This is a genomic window from Variovorax sp. OV329, assembly GCF_900114785.1.
In the GTDB taxonomy this organism is placed as follows: Bacteria; Pseudomonadota; Gammaproteobacteria; order Burkholderiales; family Burkholderiaceae_C; genus Variovorax.
Genome location: NZ_FOUG01000011.1, coordinates 107,149 through 121,152, shown reverse-complemented (window position 1 = coordinate 121,152; position 14,004 = coordinate 107,149). Strand labels below are relative to the sequence as shown.

Sequence of the window (14,004 nt, the reverse complement as noted above, 5' to 3'; positions counted from 1 at the left end):
TACCAGGAGCTCCGCATGAAACACACCCTCAAATATCAATCCGGGCGGCCAGCGCAGCCGGCGCGCCGACTTCTTCTGGGCTTGACGATGGTCCTCGCCCTGGCGGCAGGCCCGGTCGCGGCGCAGGCCCAGGCGCAGGCACCGTCCGCCGCTGCCGCGCCGGCCAACGTCGAATCCAACGTCGTGCCGATGCCGCCGGCGAACTGGCTTTTCGTGCAGACGGGCCAGTCATTCACCTCGGACGGAAAGACGCTCAAGATCCGCGGCGTCTCGCCGCAGACCCTCATGTTCAGCGACCGGCCCGAGCGCATGACCGGCGACGTGCTCACGCCCAAGTTCATCGAGTTCTGGAATCAGGGCAAGGACGACTTCCAGAAGGACCCGCCCAACGCGACGATCTCCACCGTGATCGACGGCAAGACCGACCTAGTGGTGGTCGAGCTGCTCAATCCGCGCCGCGAGGCCGACGAGCTGGTCTACGACATCAAGCTGCTCAGCGGCACCATGCCCGCGGCCGGCGAGCAGATCAGCATCTTCATCGACTGGTGGTACGGGCCCGGATGGCGCCGCGGCTGGGGCTGGGGGCCGGGCGTTCAGGTCGGCATCTATCCGCCGCCGCCCCCGCCGCCGTACGCCGGCGGACGCTGCTGGCGCGGACCCTACGGCCACCTGCATTGCCGGCCGTGGTGGGGGTACTGAACTGCAGCGCCGGGCGCCCCGCCGCCGTGGCGACGCCTGGTGATTCGCGTCCGGCGCAAGGACATGGGGTCACCGGCACCTACGTGGACCGCCTGGTGCAGGTCCTTGCCGCGGCACCCGAGCGCGTGATCCTGCAGCGCGGCGCCGAGCCGACGCGCGGAAGGCAGCTTCTCGAGGCAATCCACCGCTACGCACGTGTCCTGGAGTCCCGCGACATCGGAAGGGGCGACGTCGTTGCGATCTTCGCCGTCAATGGCATGGAGTCGCTGGCGATCCGCTATGCCGCCAATCTGGTCGGCGCCGGCGCCTGCTTTCTGTCCGTGCCCTCCACTTCGCAGGCGCGCGCGGAGCTGATTGCCGCAATCCATCCTCGGCTGCTGGTCGTTTTTCCGGAGAGCGCGGCCCTGGTGCCTTGCGGATGCACCTTGCCCGTTGCCGGCATCGGAACGGCGCCGCCGAACGGGTTCGACCTGAAGGCGGCAGCGTCGGATGTGTCGCCTGCCCCCATGGCATCGCGCGGCAGGCCGAAGGATCTGGCGGTCATCATCTCGTCGGGCGGAAGCACCGGAGTTCCCAAGGGCAGCTGGAGGACCTTCGAGGCCTATGCGCGAATGGTGGCGGTTGCCAGCCCCCGCGACAGGCGACAGCTCGTCAACGGACCCCTGGCCTACCTGTCCCAGGTCCTCGTCGACGTGACGCTGCTCGGCGGCGGCACCGTCGTGTTCCAGGACCGCTATGACGCGGCGAAAACCGCGTCCGCCATCGAGCGCGAGCGGATCACCGACTTGTTCCTCGTCGAGCCGCAGCTCTTCGACCTTATGGATCACCCGTGCCTTGCCGGCACCGACCTGTCATCGCTCAGGACGCTCACGCACATCGGCGCTTCGGCGCCGCCTTCGCTGCGCAGGCGCGCGCGCGAACGCTTCGGGCCGCGCGTCGTCCATGTCTACGGCGCCAGCGAGGAAGGCCTGGTCAGCGCCCTGGCCGGCGGGCCCGGCGATGCATCGGCCGATGACTTCCACAGTGCCGGCCATGTGCTGCCAGGCGTCGAAGTGAGGCTGCGGCGCGAAGACGGAACGCTGGCGTCGGCAGGCGAAGCAGGATGCATCGAGGTCCGCTCCCCGGCCATGGCGCAAGGCTATCGGAACCGTCCCGACCTGGAGGCACAGGCGTTCCGGGACGGCTGGTACCGGTCCGGCGACCTCGCGCGCCTGGACATCGACGGCACGCTCCAGATCTTAGGACGCGCCGTGGACATCGCATTCGTGGACGGCCGAATGGTCAGCCCGACATCAATCGAGGACGCGCTGTGCGGCCTGCCCGACGTGCGCTATGCGTGCGTGGTGCGCGAAGCACACATCGGGCGTTGGATCGCACTCGTGCTCCCGCACCATGGGGTGCCGCTCGATCTGACCCGATGCCGTCGTGCGGTGGCAGCCCGGCACGGGCCTGGCGTGGCGGACTCGGTGGTGTGGCTCACGCCGGACCATGTCCCGCTCACGCCTCAAGGCAAGCCGGACCGGGAGGCCATACGTGCCCTGGCGGCCGAGGGCCCGGTCCCTGCGTGAGGGGCAGATGAAGTCGCCTACGGCCCGGCCTCGCCCGCCGCGCGCCGCACGCGCAGCACACGCAGCACACGCGCCAGAATCATCGCGATGGCTGCCCCCAGCAGCGTCTCCCACGCGCGCGCGGCGAGCACGGCCAGCGAATGCTCGCCCTGCGCGGCCAGCGTCACCATCAGCGTGAACGCGAAGGCGCCGCAGGCCAGGTCATAGCGGGCCGCCAGCGCAGTCGTGTAGAGCATCATGGCTGCCGCCGAGCCCACCCAGGCCAGCCAGGGCGCGCGGTAGACCAGCGGCAGCGCGGCCAGCCCCAGTGCCACCCCGACGACCGTGCCGACCATGCGCTGGCGCCCGCGGGCCAGCGTCTGCGCCGGCGAGCCGGCGATGACGTAGACACAGGCGGTCACGGCCCAGGCTGGCTCCTTCAGGCCGACGAGCGCGTCCAGCGCCAGCACCAGCAGTGCGCCGCACCCGGACTGCAGGCCCATCTCGATGGCCGTCAGCGTGTCCGGCCCCGGCGGCTCGGGCGCCGCGGGCGCCTGCGGCGGGATGAATTCGGTGAGCAATCCACGGGCCAGCAGCGCCGCGCCGACTGAAGCCAGGCCGGCCACGAGCAGCAGGGCCAGGTGGTCCGCACGAAGTCCGAGGCTCCAGGCCAGCATCTGGCCGATGTAGAACTGCGAGCCGACGCCGGCGCCGGCGCTGCCGAACCGGCGCAAGCCGCCCACCGCTGCAGCGCCGATCAGGAGTGCGAACTCGGGAGCGACGACTCCCGCATGGGTGAGCAGGCCGCTCAGCCAGGCGAAGCTGCCCGCCCCCAGGACGAAGGCCACGCACAGGAGCACCAAGAGGCACGCGCCGTGCAGGCGCGAGCGCCCGGCCTCCGACACGCAGGCCCACAAGGCCATGTTGGCGGCCAGCATGAGCGTGAGCTCGCGCTCCTGCGGACCCAGTCCCAGCAACCGTGCAAGCGCGAGGGCCAGGACGGCCGCCATGCCGTAGCTCGCAACGATGCGGGCACCCTTGAACAGGGTGGTGCGGCGGAGGTCGAGTTGCAGTGGCGCGAGCGTCATCGAAGGGGCGGCGGCCTGCCGTTCACAGGCGCGGGAACGTTGGACGAGGCGATGGAGCCATCGTAGGAAGGCCCTCCTCGGCCGCGTTGCGCACCGGTCCCAACTCCGTTCCGCGCGTGTCAGGGGGTGCCGCTGCTGGCATGGACGCGCCACGGATGGGACGGCGGAGCAACAAGCGCGGGGGCTGCGTTCGTAAAGTCGCCCGACACCCTTCCCCCTTCTACACGACCGTCTTCCCGCGATGCCAGATTCCAGGTTCCGCCCAGCGCGCCGTCCCGGCCGGCGCCAGCTCTGCGCCTTCGCCGGGGCGCTGACCCTGCTCGTCCTCGGCGCACTGCTGTCGGCCGCCTGGAGCAGCACGGCGGCGGCCGGCGCGCGCGCCTCCTTCTACGACTGGCTGCCGGCCCAGGCGCAGGGTGCACGGGGCTCGATGATCCGCGCCGAACCCATGGGCGGCGCCCCGGAGGGTTCGCGGGCCTGGCGCATCCTGTACCGCTCCACCGGCCTGGCGGGCGAGCCCATCGCGGTGTCCGGGGTGATCGTGGTGCCGGACGGCCCCGCGCCCGCCGGCGGCCGCCCAGTGGTGGCATGGGCCCATCCCACCAGCGGCATCGTGCCGCGCTGCGCGCCATCGCTGGCTCTGGGCGTGTTCCGCGGCATCGAGGGCCTGCCCCACATGCTGGCACGCGGCTGGGTGGTGGTGGCCACCGACTACCCCGGCCTGGGCACGCGGGGCCCGCATCCCTACCTGGTGGGTCGCAGTGAGGGCGCGGCCGTGCTCGACTCGGTGCGGGCCGCGCGCGACTTCCGGCCCGCACAGGCGGGGCGGCTCTATCAGGTCTGGGGACATTCGCAGGGCGGGCAGGCGGCCCTTTTCGCGGGCCTCATGGCCGCAGGCCAGGCACCCGACCTGCAGTTGCGCGGCATCGCCGCCGCCGCACCAGCCACCGACCTCGAGACCCTGCTGCGCGCCGACTTCCGCACGGTCGGCGGGCGCAACCTCACGGCCATGACGCTCTGGTCCTGGACGCGGACCTTCGGCCTGCCGCTGGACGGCCTGGTCGATCCGCTGGCCATGCCGGCGGTCGATGCGCTGGCGCACGAGTGCATCGAGTCGGCCTTCGACATGGCCCTGCGCATGGTGTCCCAGCGCGGGCTGCAGAAGCACTTCCTCACCGTCCCCGACATCACCCGCGTCGAGCCCTGGCGCAGCCTGCTCCTGGAGAACAGTCCCGGCCCGCTGCCGCCGGGCGTGCCGCTGCTGCTCACCCAGGGCTCGGCCGACACCCTGGTGCTGCTCTCGGTGACTCGGATGTATGCCGCGCGCCAGTGTGCGGCCGGCGGCCGGGTGCGCCTGCTGGTGCTGCCGGACGCGGGGCACGGCTTCATCGCGCGCGACAGCGCCGAGGCGGCCGTGGAATGGATGGCAGCCCGCTTCGCCGGAAGCCCCGCCCCGGACGACTGCGCGGCGCTGTCCGACCCCGGCCCGGCAGCGGATGTCTCGACCGGTGGGACGGATTGGGACGAACAGACAAGAACTGGAACGCCCGGACCAACTTCGCAGCCGCCCGCTTATTAGCATTTACCCCTATCGATGCGAGGCATCGGTCCAGGCGCAGCACCTGCGGAGGCAGACCGCTTCCCCAGCGCTCCACGAGCCGCCGGTTTGGAAAGAATGCAAGGCCGCCATGCTCGAGGCGGCCGCAGAAGCGAGCCGTTTGCCATGTCGACCGCCATCGTCCCCTTCGCCGCCAGGCGCATCCCCAGCCTGCGCTTCCAGTCGAGCCAGCTGCAGTCCCGCGAAGCCCTCGCCTATTGGCAGGAGTCCCTCTGTCCCAGCTGGGACCTGGAGATCAGCGATGCCGCCGCCAACGAGTCCTTCCACGTGGACTCCGAGGTCTGGCGCATGGACCGCCTGCTCTTCGGCTACGGCGTCTTCGGTCCCACCCAGGTGCGCATGCGCCGCGAGCGCAACCTGCGCGCCGACCAGCTCGACCACTACCGCCTGATCCTCCTGCGCTCGGGCCAGTTCGACTGCGATGCCGGCGAGCGCCAGGCGCGCCTGACCCCCGGGCGTTTCGTCATCACCGACATGGCGCGCCCCGAGTCCAACGTCTCGGCGGCCGACAGCCTGGTGATGTTCATCCCGCGCGACCAGCTCGACGAGGCCCTGCCGCGTCCCATGGACCTGCACGGCATCTCGCCCGACAACCCCTGCGCGCAGCTGCTGCACGAGCACCTGTCGTGCATGCTCAAGCACCTGCCGGACGCGACGCTGGAGGAGATCCCCGGCCTGTCGCGCGCGACCGTCAGCTTGGTGGCCGCCAGCATCGCCAGCTCGCCCGAGAACATGGAGGCCGCGCGCCCGGCCATGGAAAGCGTGCTGCTGCGCCGCGGGCGCCGCTTCATCGAGCAGCACCTGCGCCAGGAGGACCTGGGCGCGCCGGAGCTGTGCAGCGAGCTGCGCGTGTCGCGCTCCACGCTGTATCGCGTGTTCACGCCGGTGGGCGGGGTGTCCCAGTACATCAAGGAGCGCCGCCTGGCGCGCATCCACGAGGCGCTGGCGCGCGGCCATTCCGGCCAGTCGATCGCGCGCCTGGCCGAGGAGTACGGCTTCAAGAGCGCGGCGCACTTCAGCACCGCGTTTCGCGAGCAGTACGGCTACAGCGCGCGCGAGGTGGCACAGCGCGGTCCCGTCATCGCCGGCTCCGCGGCCGCCCGCGGCGAACGCCTGCACGGCTGGCTGGGCGACCTGATGCAGGTCGCGGCCTGAGCGCGGCCAGGCCCGTTCAGCTGGAACGCCCGGGTTCTTCGTAGAGGGCCTGGCGGCCCGAGCGCGCGCGGCCCCAGATCTCCTCGTCCGACAACCCGTTCTGGATCAGCTCGACCGGCACGCCGGCGTTGTCGATCACCTCGACCCGGAAGTCCCGGATCGGCTCGTAGGGCCCGAGCATTACGACGTGGCCGGCCAGGCCGCATCCAGGTCGCTGACCTTGTAGGCCAGGTGCGGCTGGCTGCGCAGCAGGGGTTGCAGGCTCGAATCCTCGTCGAAGCGGTGCCGCTGGATCGGCAGCGCGCCCGACAGGTCGTCGCTGGTGTACGTGCCCACCCGGGCGGCGTAGCGCTCCTGCGCGCGCGGCACCTCGGTCGGTATGCCGATGTGGTGCGGCGCGTAGTGCACGCCGACGCGCCGGAAGTCGGCGCTGCGTGATGCCGGGGCCATGGCAGTCCGCGTCAGCCGGGGTTCCCGCCGAACAGGCGCTGGATCAGTGTCGAATAGAGATAAGCGCGCATATGCACGATCTTGCCGTCCTGGAAACGGGCGACCCAGCCAGTAGCGATTGTCGAAGCGCATGCCGTTCTTGCGGTCGCCATCAACTGCATCCCGACGGCGGCCGAGGTGCCGTCGGTGAGCAAGTGCAGTACGCGAAGCTGCGTGCCCCCTTCGAGGGTCTTCGCGATGCGTGCAAACGTCGCTGCGATGAACCCGCTTGGTGCCGAAGTAGCCGGCCACCAGATGGGTGGACGGTCCAGTCGACTTCATCGGCCACGCGGGAGAAGAAGGCGTCGTAGCCGTGCTCGAGGTGCGCAAAGACGCACCGACTCGCCGGTGATCATGGAGTGGGAGGACATGGGATGCAGGTGTGATTGAGCTTGATGGCAGCATCGTAGGAAGAGCAGGGTGCGCGCTGGTTGCGCGCGCATCCCAACTGGATGCCCCGGGGTGCCCCTGCTGCATCGCGGTGCGCGAGCAATCGACGCTCGCGCGGCGCCCTCGTCACGTGCGAAGGCGTTGACCGTGCGCCAGTGGAAGAAGACCGGTCCCTGGTACTGCTTCACCTCTCCGGCATCATCCGAGCGAATGCGCTTCGCATCCGCGATCCGAGAGACCGGCCCGGCCAGCGATGGTCGGCATCGCGATCGGAGTGACGAAGGGCCAGTGGCCGGTTTCGACCACCATGTCAATGGCCTCGCCTTCCATGGGATCACCACGGACAGCACTGGTGACACCCAACAGCGCTGCACCAACGCATGCCAGCGGATGACGCTGGCTCTCGCCCGGCGCTCACGCCTACTTTTTGCTTTGGGTTTGACGTAGCAATGAAGCGGCCTACAGAATTTATTGCGCGTCTCATTTATTGATGGAACGTCTTTTGCACAACATGAAGAATTATTTCAGATTGCCCTAAGGAACAAGCCATAAATTCACTCCGTCGCCAAAACTGCGCGACACGAACAGAATGACAAGCCGTCCGCGTTATTCTGAAATTTGTCAATCACTTTTATTGGAGAAACCATCATGAACAAGACTCAAATTGAGCGCGTTCGCAACGACAGCGAGCTCACCCAGCCCCTGTGGGTTGGCTGACCTTTGCTGGCGAGCCGGCCGCCGAGCGCCGGCTCGCTTCGTCTGAGAAGCAGGATTAGACAACCATGAAAATCCGCATCGACCCCGACAAAATTCGATCGTTCCAAAATATCGATCGTAGCGAGCGCCGCTTCTGTTGCCTTTTGAGTCGCGACATATTAGAACGATTTGATCTTTGCCATTCGCATTGCTATCTACACAGCGAAGTTCAGGTTTTTGAATCCTCGGCAGCACGCCTTCTACTGCAGGAAAAGAACTATGACGTCCTAGTAATCGTCAATGACGGTTCGCTCCCGGTGATTCAACGCGACGCCCCCATCTGGAAAGGAATGGACAGAACCACCAGGGCCATCGAGATTCCACTTTTCTCGACCGGAGTACCGCCCGAGTTTCTGCCCCAATACGTCGAATCTCTGTATCTGACCAACCCGCAAGACTTCGATGAGCGCGTGGACAGTTTTTTCAGCAAGCTTGAGGTCTCCGGACAACTGCGGTTCGTCAATCGTACCTGCGAGACCGAACTGGTCTATCGTTGCGCCACTGAGGTCGGCCGCGAGCGTTGGCTCGAAGTTGGCGGCTACGCCGAACTCGGGGTCAAGCAGTCCTACCCATGCGGCGAGATCGAGGTGTCCCCTGCCACCATCGATCGGACGATCGCTTTCGATGCCCAAGGAACGCTGAAGCTCGATGGCGAGCTCATCCTCAACGGTCCGAACATCGTCAACGCGGGCTACCTGCCATTCGTGCGGAGCAGCCAGTGCCGCATCTTCGAGGGCCTGTCAGGCATCGATGCTGCCGCACCCGTCAGATTAACCATCGGCAACGGGATCATCCGGTCGATCGATGGCGTCCGTGGGCGGCCAACGCAGGGGGTCAGGATGCTCGAGTCGATCCTCAACATGGACGACCGCTATTCGATCGTGCACGAACTGGGCGTTTCCTTGAACCGCGAGTTGGCTCGCCTTCCTGGCAATCACTCTTACAACGAGATGGTCGACGACAGCGAAGATCGCCAGGGAACCTTGCATCTCGGCCTGGGATTGCTGCCGATCACCCAATACCACTTCGATCTCTTCTCCCGAGGCACAAACATCGGCTTCGCGTAGGTTGGCGCGATCGCTGCCCGCCTTCCGATAGGACGGCGTGGCGGGGCACGGGCGGTCGCCATGTTCGATGACGCGCTCATTGCCTTGTCTTGGCCCCAGGGGCGGTCGAAGGCCTGTCAACTTATGCCTAAGCGCGAGGCCCGGCAGACGCAACCGATAGGCGAAAGTTGGAGGAGACGTTCGCCTGTGGGTTGCCCATCCCCGACAAGGCAGTGCTGGAGTTGCCTTCTCGCCAGTTGTGCGCGATATGCTGCTGCAACGCATCCGCCAAGCGACACACGCGCAAGCCCAAAGCATGTGCGCCGACATCGGGTGGTGCCAAGCCTATCCGGTCCTGGGCAACTAGCCCGAGCCCGCCCGCTTCACCTACGAATCGGCGCTCGGCCCTCCGGCCCATAGCAACCATCAGCCGCCCATCACCCGCATTGCGGGTGTGAACAACCTCCCGAGACTCAACAGCTAGCCGCCGTCGTGCGCCTGGGTCAAGGCCTTCAGGAAGGCCAATGCCAGCCGCGGCGGAGGGGGCGATAGGCGCGAGATGGCCACGAACTGCACTTCGTACCGGCATTGCGGCTGCTCGATGCGCCGCATCGCGCCTACATCCACGAAGCGCTCCGCGTAGTGATCGGGCAGGAAGCCCACGTAGCAGCCGGAAAGCACTAGCGATGCCACGGCCTCCTGGTCGGTGGCCGTCGCCTTTCGCCGCATGTGAAAGCGCTGGCTAGCCTCCAGATTGGGCGAATGAAAGCCCAAGCCTGCGTAGTCGAAATCCTGCAGGTCATTCATAGACAGCCCCGCGTGCGACATGTCGAACAGCGGGTGCCGGCGTCCACAGTACAGACGCATCTGCTCGCCGAACAAGTTGGCATAGCGCAAGCGGTCGGACCGCCGATGGTCGGGGATCACGCCCACATGGATCCGCCCCTCGATCACGCCGGCCTCGATGTCGCTCGGCGTGCCGACCAACACGTCGACCAGCGCCTCGGGGGCGTCGCGCCGGAAATGGCGCAAGGCCTCGGCGATGCGGGCCTGCGGGTTGGTCACGGTCTTGTCGAACAGCCCGATGGACAACGTGCCGACGGGCTCGGCGTGAAGTTCCCGGACCTCGCCGCGGAAGTCTTCCATTGCAGCCAGCAGGCGGGCCGCGGCATCGTAGACCTGCCGGCCATCGGGCGTGAGCGCGAAGCCACCGCGGCCCCGGTGGCACAGGTCCAGGCCGATGCGCTCCTCCAGGTCCTTCAGGTGCCGGCTGATCGTGGAGCGGCCGATGTTCAGTTCGAGTTCGGCCGCGGCAAGTCCACCGCACTCGACGATCGCCTTGAAGATGCGCAGCAGGCGGATGTCCGTGTCGCCGACCTGTCCGAGCAGCGCCTTCTTGACCATGAATGTTTCAGCCGAACGAACGTGAAGATGGAGACGTTGCAGTTTACCGGCGCGCAGGCGCTACGCAGAATCCATCGCGACCCTCCACTCCAACCTGCCACCCATCATGGACCTCAACGATCTGCCATCGTACCTTCGCACGCCGACCCAGGCGCAACTGGATGCGCACTGGATGCCGTTCACCGGCAACCGCGCGTTCAAGAAAAACCCGCGCCTACTGGTGCAGGCACAAGGCAGCTACTACATGGACGCAGACGGCCGGCAGATCTTCGACGGGCTTTCCGGCCTCTGGACCTGCGGACTGGGCCATGCGCGCCCGGAGATCGTGCAGGCGATCGGGCGTCAGGCGGCCACGCTGGACTACGCTCCGGCATTCCAGTTCGGCCACCCGCTGTCCTTCATGCTGGCCGAACGCATCGCCGCCAGGATGCCTAAGGGGCTGGACCGCGTGTTCTTCACCGGCTCCGGCTCCGAAGCGGCAGACACGTCGCTGAAGATGGCCCGCGCCTACTGGCGGGTGAAGGGTCAGCCCTCCAAGACCCGCCTGATCGGCCGCGCCAAGGGCTACCACGGCGTCAACTTTGGCGGCATCAGCGTGGGCGGCATCGGCGGCAACCGCAAGTTCTTCGGCGAGGGCGTGAGCGCGGACCATCTGCCCCATACGCTGCTGCCGGCCAACGCCTTCAGCCGCGGGATGCCCGGCCACGGAAAGGAACTGGCCGACGAACTGCTCGAGCTGATTGCGCTGCACGACGCATCCAACATCGCCGCGGTGATCGTCGAGCCCTTCTCCGGTTCAGCAGGGGTCATCGTTCCGCCTCAAGGCTACTTGCAGCGCCTGCGCGAGATCTGTACCCGACACGACATCCTGCTGATCTTCGACGAGGTCATCACCGGCTTCGGCCGTGCCGGTGCGTGGACCGGCGCCGAGGCCTTCGGTGTCGTGCCCGACATCCTCAACTTCGCCAAGCAGGTCACCAATGGGGTCGTGCCCATGGGCGGCGTGGTCACGCGTTCGGACATCCAGCAGGCCTTCATGGATGCGGGCGGCGCCGACTACAACGTGGAGTTCCCGCATGGCTACACCTACTCGGCGCACCCGGTGGCATGCGCCGCAGCCCTGGCCACGCTGGATTTGCTGGAGCAAGAAGATGCACCGGCGCGCGTACGGGAACTGGCACCTCACTTCGAGGAGGCGGTGCACAGCCTGCGCGGCGCCTCGCATGTGCTGGACATCCGCAACTATGGCCTGGCCGCGGGCCTGAGCATCGCGCCCTGGCCAGGCGAGCCGGCGCGGCGCCCTTACGAGATCGCAATGCGCTGCTGGGAAAAGGGCTTCTACGTGCGCTGTGGCGGCGACACGATCCAGTTCGCCCCGCCCTTCGGGACGGAGCGCTCCGAGATCGACGCGCTCGTCGACACGCTGGCCCAAGCGCTCCGCGACCAACCCTGACGCCCCCGCACGCCGTCCATTTCTTCCTTGAATTCCCATGAACAACATCGAACACCACATCTGCGGCCGCCTGGCCCCCAACACCTCCGGCCGCACGCAAGACGTGACCAACCCGGCCAGCGGCCGCGTCACCGGCAAGGTGGCGCTGGGCGCCGTGGAAGATGTGAACGCGGCCGTGGCCGCGGCGCAGGCCGCCTTCCGGGCCTGGGCCGACACGCCGCCGATCCGCCGCGCGCGGGTGATGTTCAAGTTTTTGGAGCTGCTCAACCAGCACCGCGACGAGCTCGCCCACCTGATCACCGCCGAGCACGGCAAGGTGTTCACCGACGCGCAGGGCGAGGTCACGCGCGGCATCGACATCGTGGAGTTCGCCTGCGGCATCCCGCAGCTGCTCAAGGGCGACTACACCGAGCAGGTCTCCACCGGCATCGACAACTGGACGCTGCGCCAGCCCCTGGGCGTGGTGGCGGGCATCACGCCCTTCAATTTCCCGGTGATGGTGCCGATGTGGATGTTCCCGGTGGCCATCGCCGCGGGCAACTGCTTCGTCCTCAAGCCCAGCCCGACGGACCCCAGCCCCTCGCTGCTCATGGCCGAGCTGCTCAAGAAGGCCGGGCTGCCCGACGGCGTGTTCAACGTGGTGCAGGGCGACAAGGTGGCGGTGGACGCGCTGATGGAGCACCCGGAGGTCAAGGCGATCAGCTTCGTGGGCTCCACGCCCATTGCCAACTACATCTACGAGACCGGCGCGCGCCACGGCAAGCGCGTGCAGGCCTTGGGCGGCGCGAAGAACCACATGGTGGTGATGCCCGACGCGGACATCGACCAGACGGTGGACGCGCTGATCGGCTCGGGCTACGGCTCGGCCGGCGAGCGCTGCATGGCCATCAGCGTGGCGGTGCTGGTGGGCGACGCGGCCGACAAGGTGCTGCCCCAGCTGGTGGAGCGCGCCAGGACGCTGAAGGTGCTGGATGGCGAGAACCTGGCGGCCGAGATGGGCCCCATCGTCACCCGCGCGGCGCACCAGCGCATCACCGGCTACATCGAGCAGGGCGTGAAGGAAGGCGCGAAGCTGCTGGTGGACGGCCGCGGCTTCGACGCGAACTCGGCCGGCGCGGGCTGCGGCGACGGCTTCTGGATGGGCGGCACGCTGTTCGACCACGTCACGCCCGAGATGCGCATCTACAAGGAAGAGATCTTCGGGCCGGTGCTGTCCTGCGTGCGCGTGCACGACCTGGCAGAGGCGGTCGATCTGATCAACGCGCACGAGTTCGGCAACGGCGTCTCGTGCTTCACGCGCGACGGCAACGTGGCGCGGGAGTTCTCGCGCCGCATCCAGGTGGGCATGGTGGGCATCAACGTGCCGATCCCGGTGCCCATGGCCTGGCACGGCTTCGGCGGCTGGAAGCGCTCGCTGTTCGGCGACATGCATGCCTACGGCGAGGAAGGCGTGCGCTTCTATACCAAGCAGAAGTCGGTGATGCAGCGCTGGCCGGAGAGCATCGGCAAGGGCGCCGAGTTCACCATGCCGGTTGCGAAGTGAAGCCTTCCGGAATTTCACCTGAGGTCAGGCGCAAACCGTCTGCCGCCTCGCGTGCGCGTTGAGCACTTCGGCCGAGACGGTCGCGAACGGCGCATGAATCAATGCGCCGTTGACGCCATGCTTCCTGGACAGCACCGATATGTGAACCCTCGCACAGCTTCTGGCGCACCGGATCCGACGATGTCCGAGCACACCCAAAGGCACATGTCGTCTTGGCGGCCCGGACACGATGCCTACAGCGCGGCGATCAGCTTGCTGCGCATGCTGCATCGTGATCTTGGCGATCGTCTCCTCGCCCATCCAGGGCGGACTATCGGAGGCAAATGTCATCACCAGGGCTCCAAGCGGATCACCCTGTTCGCCGAGGACAGGGGCGGAGATGCCTGTGATGTTGGCCCCGAGTTCGTCACGAGCGACGTAGTAGCCCGCGCGCCGCACCGCGTTGTTGGTCGCCACGAACTCTTCCCAGGTCGCACCGATGCGCGCGCGCCATGGGTCGTCGGCATGGGTGTCGTACAGGCGGCGCAGGCGACGCCTGGCTGTGGGTGCCGGGCAACTCCCTGGCCACGGCGGCCGGTGTCCAGGATGGCACGGTGGGGGCACGCGAATACATCCGGTACGGCGCTGGCGACGAGTTCGATCCGGACCGGGTAGACGCCTTCCGCCGAACACGATCTGCGTGATCGATCGCCTGGTGAAAGAGGACTTCCTCTTCGAGGTCGAGGCTGTCGCGTGCGGCGCGACCTAGCCTGGATCGGCGGTCGGCGGCCCACAGCACTTCCTGATCACGGCGACGTGATTGCGCGGCACGAATGA

General features: G+C 67.6%; 14 protein-coding genes. 7 read left to right on the top strand and 7 right to left on the bottom strand.

The window, feature by feature from the left end; genetic code table 11:
- The first annotated feature begins 15 nt into the window (after positions 1–15).
- Together BM345_RS30190 and BM345_RS18805 are read left to right on the top strand one after the other, a co-directional pair.
- Positions 16–699 carry a hypothetical protein gene (locus tag BM345_RS30190; RefSeq protein WP_175545062.1) on the top strand — a complete coding sequence of 228 codons (684 nt, stop codon included), beginning with the start codon at positions 16–18 and terminating at the stop codon, positions 697–699.
- On the top strand, positions 684–2,267 hold the full coding sequence (locus BM345_RS18805; protein WP_254789814.1) for a class I adenylate-forming enzyme family protein: 1,584 nt from the start codon (positions 684–686) through the stop codon (positions 2,265–2,267). Before BM345_RS30190 ends, BM345_RS18805 begins: the two co-directional genes overlap by 16 nt.
- A 17-nt stretch (positions 2,268–2,284) precedes the next feature.
- Here BM345_RS18805 and BM345_RS18800 read toward each other — a convergent pair whose 3' ends face one another.
- Positions 2,285–3,334, bottom strand: a complete 1,050-nt coding sequence (locus tag BM345_RS18800; RefSeq protein ID WP_093381945.1) for an FUSC family protein — start codon at positions 3,332–3,334, stop codon at positions 2,285–2,287.
- A gap of 241 nt (positions 3,335–3,575) precedes the next feature.
- Between BM345_RS18800 and BM345_RS18795 the strand changes: the two genes are divergently transcribed.
- On the top strand, positions 3,576–4,913 hold the full coding sequence (locus BM345_RS18795) for a lipase family protein (protein ID WP_093381944.1): 1,338 nt from the start codon (positions 3,576–3,578) through the stop codon (positions 4,911–4,913).
- 144 nt (positions 4,914–5,057) lie between these two features.
- Positions 5,058–6,107, top strand: a complete 1,050-nt coding sequence (locus BM345_RS18790; protein WP_175545060.1) for a helix-turn-helix domain-containing protein — start codon at positions 5,058–5,060, stop codon at positions 6,105–6,107.
- Positions 6,108–6,123: 16 nt separating this feature from the next.
- On the opposite strand, the gene BM345_RS30575 is transcribed toward BM345_RS18790, so the two are convergent.
- From BM345_RS30575 to BM345_RS30785, 4 genes are all read right to left on the bottom strand, one after another.
- The gene (locus BM345_RS30575; protein WP_254789805.1) at positions 6,124–6,288 is read right to left on the bottom strand and encodes a hypothetical protein; all 165 of its coding nucleotides are present in this window, start codon (positions 6,286–6,288) and stop codon (positions 6,124–6,126) included.
- Positions 6,288–6,557, bottom strand: a complete 270-nt coding sequence (locus tag BM345_RS30570) for a hypothetical protein (RefSeq protein ID WP_254789804.1) — start codon at positions 6,555–6,557, stop codon at positions 6,288–6,290. The genes BM345_RS30575 and BM345_RS30570 overlap by 1 nt, the downstream gene beginning before the upstream one ends.
- A gap of 11 nt (positions 6,558–6,568) precedes the next feature.
- Positions 6,569–6,751: a nuclear transport factor 2-like protein gene (locus BM345_RS18780; RefSeq protein WP_093381942.1), complete on the bottom strand. Its 183-nt coding sequence runs from the start codon at positions 6,749–6,751 to the stop codon at positions 6,569–6,571.
- A gap of 433 nt (positions 6,752–7,184) precedes the next feature.
- A complete protein-coding gene (locus tag BM345_RS30785; RefSeq protein ID WP_302847579.1) occupies positions 7,185–7,316 on the bottom strand; it encodes a hypothetical protein in 132 nt (43 codons plus the stop codon).
- Positions 7,317–7,768: 452 nt separating this feature from the next.
- Between BM345_RS30785 and BM345_RS18775 the strand changes: the two genes are divergently transcribed.
- On the top strand, positions 7,769–8,809 hold the full coding sequence (locus tag BM345_RS18775; protein ID WP_139237559.1) for a hypothetical protein: 1,041 nt from the start codon (positions 7,769–7,771) through the stop codon (positions 8,807–8,809).
- A gap of 459 nt (positions 8,810–9,268) precedes the next feature.
- Here the strand turns inward: BM345_RS18775 and BM345_RS18770 are convergent, their stop codons facing one another.
- Positions 9,269–10,192, bottom strand: coding sequence for a LysR family transcriptional regulator (locus tag BM345_RS18770; protein ID WP_093381936.1), 924 nt, complete (start codon positions 10,190–10,192; stop codon positions 9,269–9,271).
- A gap of 106 nt (positions 10,193–10,298) precedes the next feature.
- On the opposite strand from BM345_RS18770, the gene BM345_RS18765 reads away from it, so the two are divergent.
- Both BM345_RS18765 and BM345_RS18760 read left to right on the top strand, forming a co-directional pair.
- Positions 10,299–11,645 (top strand): omega-aminotransferase AptA, encoded by a 1,347-nt coding sequence (locus tag BM345_RS18765; RefSeq protein WP_093381934.1) that lies wholly within the window; start codon positions 10,299–10,301, stop codon positions 11,643–11,645.
- 37 nt (positions 11,646–11,682) lie between these two features.
- Complete coding sequence (locus tag BM345_RS18760) at positions 11,683–13,188, top strand: CoA-acylating methylmalonate-semialdehyde dehydrogenase (RefSeq protein WP_175545059.1); 1,506 nt, start codon at positions 11,683–11,685, stop codon at positions 13,186–13,188.
- Positions 13,189–13,212: 24 nt separating this feature from the next.
- Here BM345_RS18760 and BM345_RS29755 read toward each other — a convergent pair whose 3' ends face one another.
- Positions 13,213–13,644 (bottom strand): IclR family transcriptional regulator, encoded by a 432-nt coding sequence (locus BM345_RS29755; protein WP_139237558.1) that lies wholly within the window; start codon positions 13,642–13,644, stop codon positions 13,213–13,215.
- Positions 13,645–14,004: the final 360 nt, after the last annotated feature.

What these genes read in the sequence shown, in the direction of transcription:
- BM345_RS18775 (WP_139237559.1), top strand. Translation starts at nt 7,769, where the DNA reads ATGAAAATCCGCATCGACCCCGACAAAATTCGATCGTTCCAAAATATC.
- BM345_RS30570 (WP_254789804.1), bottom strand. Translation starts at nt 6,557, where the DNA reads ATGGCCCCGGCATCACGCAGCGCCGACTTCCGGCGCGTCGGCGTGCAC.
- BM345_RS30785 (WP_302847579.1), bottom strand. Translation starts at nt 7,316, where the DNA reads ATGGAAGGCGAGGCCATTGACATGGTGGTCGAAACCGGCCACTGGCCC.
- BM345_RS30190 (WP_175545062.1), top strand. Translation starts at nt 16, where the DNA reads ATGAAACACACCCTCAAATATCAATCCGGGCGGCCAGCGCAGCCGGCG.
- BM345_RS18765 (WP_093381934.1), top strand. Translation starts at nt 10,299, where the DNA reads ATGGACCTCAACGATCTGCCATCGTACCTTCGCACGCCGACCCAGGCG.
- BM345_RS18790 (WP_175545060.1), top strand. Translation starts at nt 5,058, where the DNA reads ATGTCGACCGCCATCGTCCCCTTCGCCGCCAGGCGCATCCCCAGCCTG.
- BM345_RS18760 (WP_175545059.1), top strand. Translation starts at nt 11,683, where the DNA reads ATGAACAACATCGAACACCACATCTGCGGCCGCCTGGCCCCCAACACC.
- BM345_RS18795 (WP_093381944.1), top strand. Translation starts at nt 3,576, where the DNA reads ATGCCAGATTCCAGGTTCCGCCCAGCGCGCCGTCCCGGCCGGCGCCAG.
- BM345_RS30575 (WP_254789805.1), bottom strand. Translation starts at nt 6,288, where the DNA reads ATGCTCGGGCCCTACGAGCCGATCCGGGACTTCCGGGTCGAGGTGATC.
- BM345_RS18770 (WP_093381936.1), bottom strand. Translation starts at nt 10,192, where the DNA reads ATGGTCAAGAAGGCGCTGCTCGGACAGGTCGGCGACACGGACATCCGC.
- BM345_RS18800 (WP_093381945.1), bottom strand. Translation starts at nt 3,334, where the DNA reads ATGACGCTCGCGCCACTGCAACTCGACCTCCGCCGCACCACCCTGTTC.